At 65.1% G+C, this 3,646-nt stretch carries 4 protein-coding genes; all 4 read right to left on the minus strand.

Features of this window, described 5'->3' with window-relative positions; translation table 11 throughout:
* Window positions 1-176: 176 nt before the first annotated feature.
* The gene (moaE, locus tag VN004_RS01310) at window positions 177-644 is read right to left on the minus strand and encodes a molybdopterin synthase catalytic subunit MoaE (protein WP_325606300.1); all 468 of its coding nucleotides are present in this window, start codon (window positions 642-644) and stop codon (window positions 177-179) included.
* Window positions 644-895: a molybdopterin converting factor subunit 1 gene (moaD, locus tag VN004_RS01315; protein ID WP_325606303.1), complete on the minus strand. Its 252-nt coding sequence runs from the start codon at window positions 893-895 to the stop codon at window positions 644-646. The genes moaE and moaD overlap by 1 nt, the downstream gene beginning before the upstream one ends.
* A 112-nt stretch (window positions 896-1,007) precedes the next feature.
* Entirely contained in the window at window positions 1,008-1,664 is a 657-nt protein-coding gene (pgsA, locus tag VN004_RS01320; protein ID WP_325606301.1) for a CDP-diacylglycerol--glycerol-3-phosphate 3-phosphatidyltransferase, read from the minus strand.
* A gap of 101 nt (window positions 1,665-1,765) precedes the next feature.
* Complete coding sequence (gene uvrC, locus VN004_RS01325) at window positions 1,766-3,640, minus strand: excinuclease ABC subunit UvrC (protein WP_414710214.1); 1,875 nt, start codon at window positions 3,638-3,640, stop codon at window positions 1,766-1,768.
* Window positions 3,641-3,646: the final 6 nt, after the last annotated feature.

A 3,646-nucleotide genomic window follows, 5' to 3' on the forward strand; every position in this document is an offset into this window, starting at 1 on the left:
GGTCACGGCGTTGCGCAATACGCCAAAGACCAGGCGGCGTGAGCCTCTCTCACTGTCATCGCCCGCGAAAGCGGGCGATCCAGTCAACACAACTGCTTCAAGAGTTTACTGGATGCCCCGCTTTCGCGGGGCATGACAAGAAATCGGTGAGGCGACCCCACCTCAACCGAAATTGCCTACGACCGCTCTTTCACCCAGCGCGCCGCCGCATCGTCGTCAGCCTCTTTCGCCGCGACCCAATCGGTGCCGGAGGGCCGCTCTTCGAGTTTCCAGAACGGGGCGCGCGTCTTCAGGTAATCCATCAGGAACGAGGCCGCCTCGAAGGCGGCCTGGCGGTGCGCCGAAGCCGTCACCACAAGCACGATATTGTCGCCGGGCTGCATGCGGCCGAAGCGGTGAATGACCGTGACCCCGAGCAGCGGCCAGCGCTGTTCCGCCTCGGCGACATGGCGCGCAATCTCTTCCTCCGCCATGCCCGGATAATGTTCGAGGGTCAGCGCGCTGACGCCGTGCCCGCCTTCGTGATCGCGGCAGATGCCCGTGAAGGTGACGACGGCGCCGATATCGGTCCGCCCGCGCGTCAGCCGGGCCGCCTCCGCGGCGGCGTCGAAATCCTCACGCTGCAAACGGATGGTCGCGGCCATCACCCACCTGTCATCGGCGGGAAAAACGCGATCTCGCTGGCGCCGGCGATCGGGGAAGCGGCCTGCACATGCTTGCGATCGATGGCGGCGCGGATCACCTTCGGATTTTCGAACGCGTAGGCATATTCCTCGCCGCGCCCCGAAAGCCAGCTGATGAGATCGGAAACGGTGGTCACGTCCGCAGGCGGCGACACCACTTCCTCCGATTTGCCGATGCGCTCGCGAACCCACGCGAAATACAGAAGCTTCATCGCTGTCCCGATCACCCGATCCTGATTGGCGCCATGCGGCACGACCCGCGTCACGGCATGTTTCCGGGGATCAATTTCCGGATACGCCGCGCTCGCGCTGTCCCGCCTTCGCTCATTCGTCGATGATATGACGCAGCCCGGCGCGGAAATAGTCCCAGCCCGTATAAAGGGTCAGAATCGCGGAAATCCAGAGCAGGACCAGCCCGATCGACGTGGTCAGCGGCAGCGGTTCGTCGCCGTAGCGCCAGCGCCATTCGAGAAAACTGTGCGGCAGGTAGTAGTCGACCGCCTCACCGCCCAGCAGGAAACCGATGGCCACGAGTTGCAGCGTCGTCTTCCACTTGGCGAGCTGGGTGACCGGCACGCTGACCCGCAATTCGGCGAGGAATTCACGCAAGCCCGACACCAGGATTTCGCGGCACAGGATGATGATGGCCGCAAACAGCGACCAGCCCTTGATGGTCTCGTCCGCGGCCAGCATCAGGAGGCAGGACGCGACCAGCAGCTTGTCGGCGATCGGATCGAGCATGCGGCCGAGGCGCGATTGCTGGCCCCAGCTCCGCGCGAAATAGCCGTCGAAAAAATCGGTGATGCCGGCCGCAATGAAGATCGCAAGCGCCGCCAGCCGCAGCCACAGCCCGCCCTGCAGGATGGCCTGCCAATACATGCAGGCCACAACCAGCGGCACCGCGAGGATGCGGCAATATGTCAGCACATTGGGCAGCGAAAACGCGCCGCCCTCAACGCGTTGCGTCGACATTGAATTCATGGCCTCAGCGAACACACCCGGCGCGTCCCCGTCAACCCGCCCGAACCCGGTTGCCGGGACTTGTCCCGCGCGCCTTCAAAAGGCCCGCCAAACCGGGGGAATCAGGCCGGCCGGTCGTGGAAAAAGTTGTAGATGCGGCGCGCGGTGTCGGCATTGATGCCGGGAACCTTCGCAAGATCGGCCATGGAGGCCCGTTCAATCGCCTTGAGGGTTCCGAAGTGATTGAGCAGCGCGCGCTTGCGGGTCGGGCCGATGCCGGGGATTTCCTGCAGGCCGCCCTCGCGGATGTCCCGCTTGCGGCGGGTGCGGTGCGAGCCGATGGCGAAGCGGTGCGCCTCGTCGCGCAGCCGTTCGATGAAATAGAGCAGGGGATCGCGCGGCGGCAGCCGGAACGGCTCGCGTCCGGGCATGAAGAAGGTCTCCCGCCCGGCATCGCGATCCATGCCCTTGGCGATCGCGACCAGCGGAACATCGGTGACGCCAAGCTGCTCCAGCGTCTGGCGGGCGGCCGTGAGCTGCCCCTGGCCGCCATCGATCAGCACGAGATCGGGCCACGGGGTCTCCGCCGTCGCATTGGCGTCCCGAACGCCCGTGTCCTGCTCGCCGATGGGCTGCACGTCGGCGGACGCTTCCGTCGACGCAGGGGACGGCGCGGCTTCGCCGTCCACTGGCTGTGGCCGCGGCGCGCGCGGATGCTCGTTGAGAAGCCGCTTGAAGCGGCGCTCCAGCATCTCGCGCATCATCCCGAAATCGTCGCCGGGCGTCAGCTCTTCCGAGCGGATGTTGAATTTGCGGTACTGGTTTTTGACGAAGCCCTCTGGGCCCGCGACGATCATCGCGCCGACCGGATTTGAGCCCTGGATGTGGCTGTTGTCGTAAACTTCGATCCGGCGCGGCGGAGCGGGCAGCGCGAAGGTCTCGGCGAGCGACTTGAGCAGGATTTGCTGCGAGGACGATTCGGCGAGCTTGCGACCCAGCGCCTCGCGCGCATTGGCGAGCGCATGATCGACAACGTCGCGCTTCTCGCCGCGTTTCGGCCGGGTGACCTCGACGGCGTGTCCGCTCTTGGTCGACAGCGCTTCGGCGAGCAGCGCCCGCTCGGGCAGATCTTCCGAGACGAGGATCGTATGTGGGCACGGCTTGTCGTCGTAGAATTGCGCGATGAAGGCGCTCAGCACTTCGGCGGCGGACACGCCGCGATCGGCCTTCGGGAAATAGGCGCGATTGCCCCAGTTCTGCCCGGTGCGGAAGAAGAACACCTGGACGCAATTGTATCCGCCGGCCTGATGGATTGCGAACACGTCGGCATCGTCGACGCCGCGTAGATTGACGCCCTGTTGCGACTGGATCGCGGATAATGCGGCAAGCCGGTCGCGATAGATCGCAGCGCGCTCGAAATCGAGCGTGTTCGAGGCCTTCTCCATCTCCTGCGCCAGCAATCCCTTCACGGCGTGACTCTTGCCGGACAGGAATTCACGCGCTTCCCGGACAAGTTCGGCATACGCCTCCGGCGTAATCTCGCCGGTGCAGGGCGCCGAGCAGCGCTTGATCTGATGCAGGAGGCAAGGCCTCGTGCGGCTCTCGAACACTGCATCCGAACATGAGCGGATGAGGAAGGCGCGCTGCAGCGCCGTGATGGTGCGGTTCACCGCCCAGACCGAAGCGAAAGGCCCGTAATAGTCGCCAGGTCGCGTGCGCGCGCCGCGATGTTTCAGGATCTGCGGCGCAGGGTGATCGCGCGTGATGACGATATAGGGAAACGACTTGTCGTCGCGCATCAAGACGTTGAAACGCGGCCGCAGGCGCTTGATGAGATTGGCTTCGAGCAGCAGCGCCTCGGTCTCGGTTCGCGTGGTGACGAATTCGAGCGAGGCGGTGGCCGCGATCATGCGTGCGATGCGCGTGTCGTGGCCGGTCGGGCGGGCATAGGAGGCGACGCGCTTTTTGATGCTCTTGGCCTTGCCGACATAGAGCACGTCGCC

The organism is Pseudorhodoplanes sp. (assembly GCF_035565855.1).
GTDB lineage: Bacteria > Pseudomonadota > Alphaproteobacteria > Rhizobiales > Xanthobacteraceae > Pseudorhodoplanes.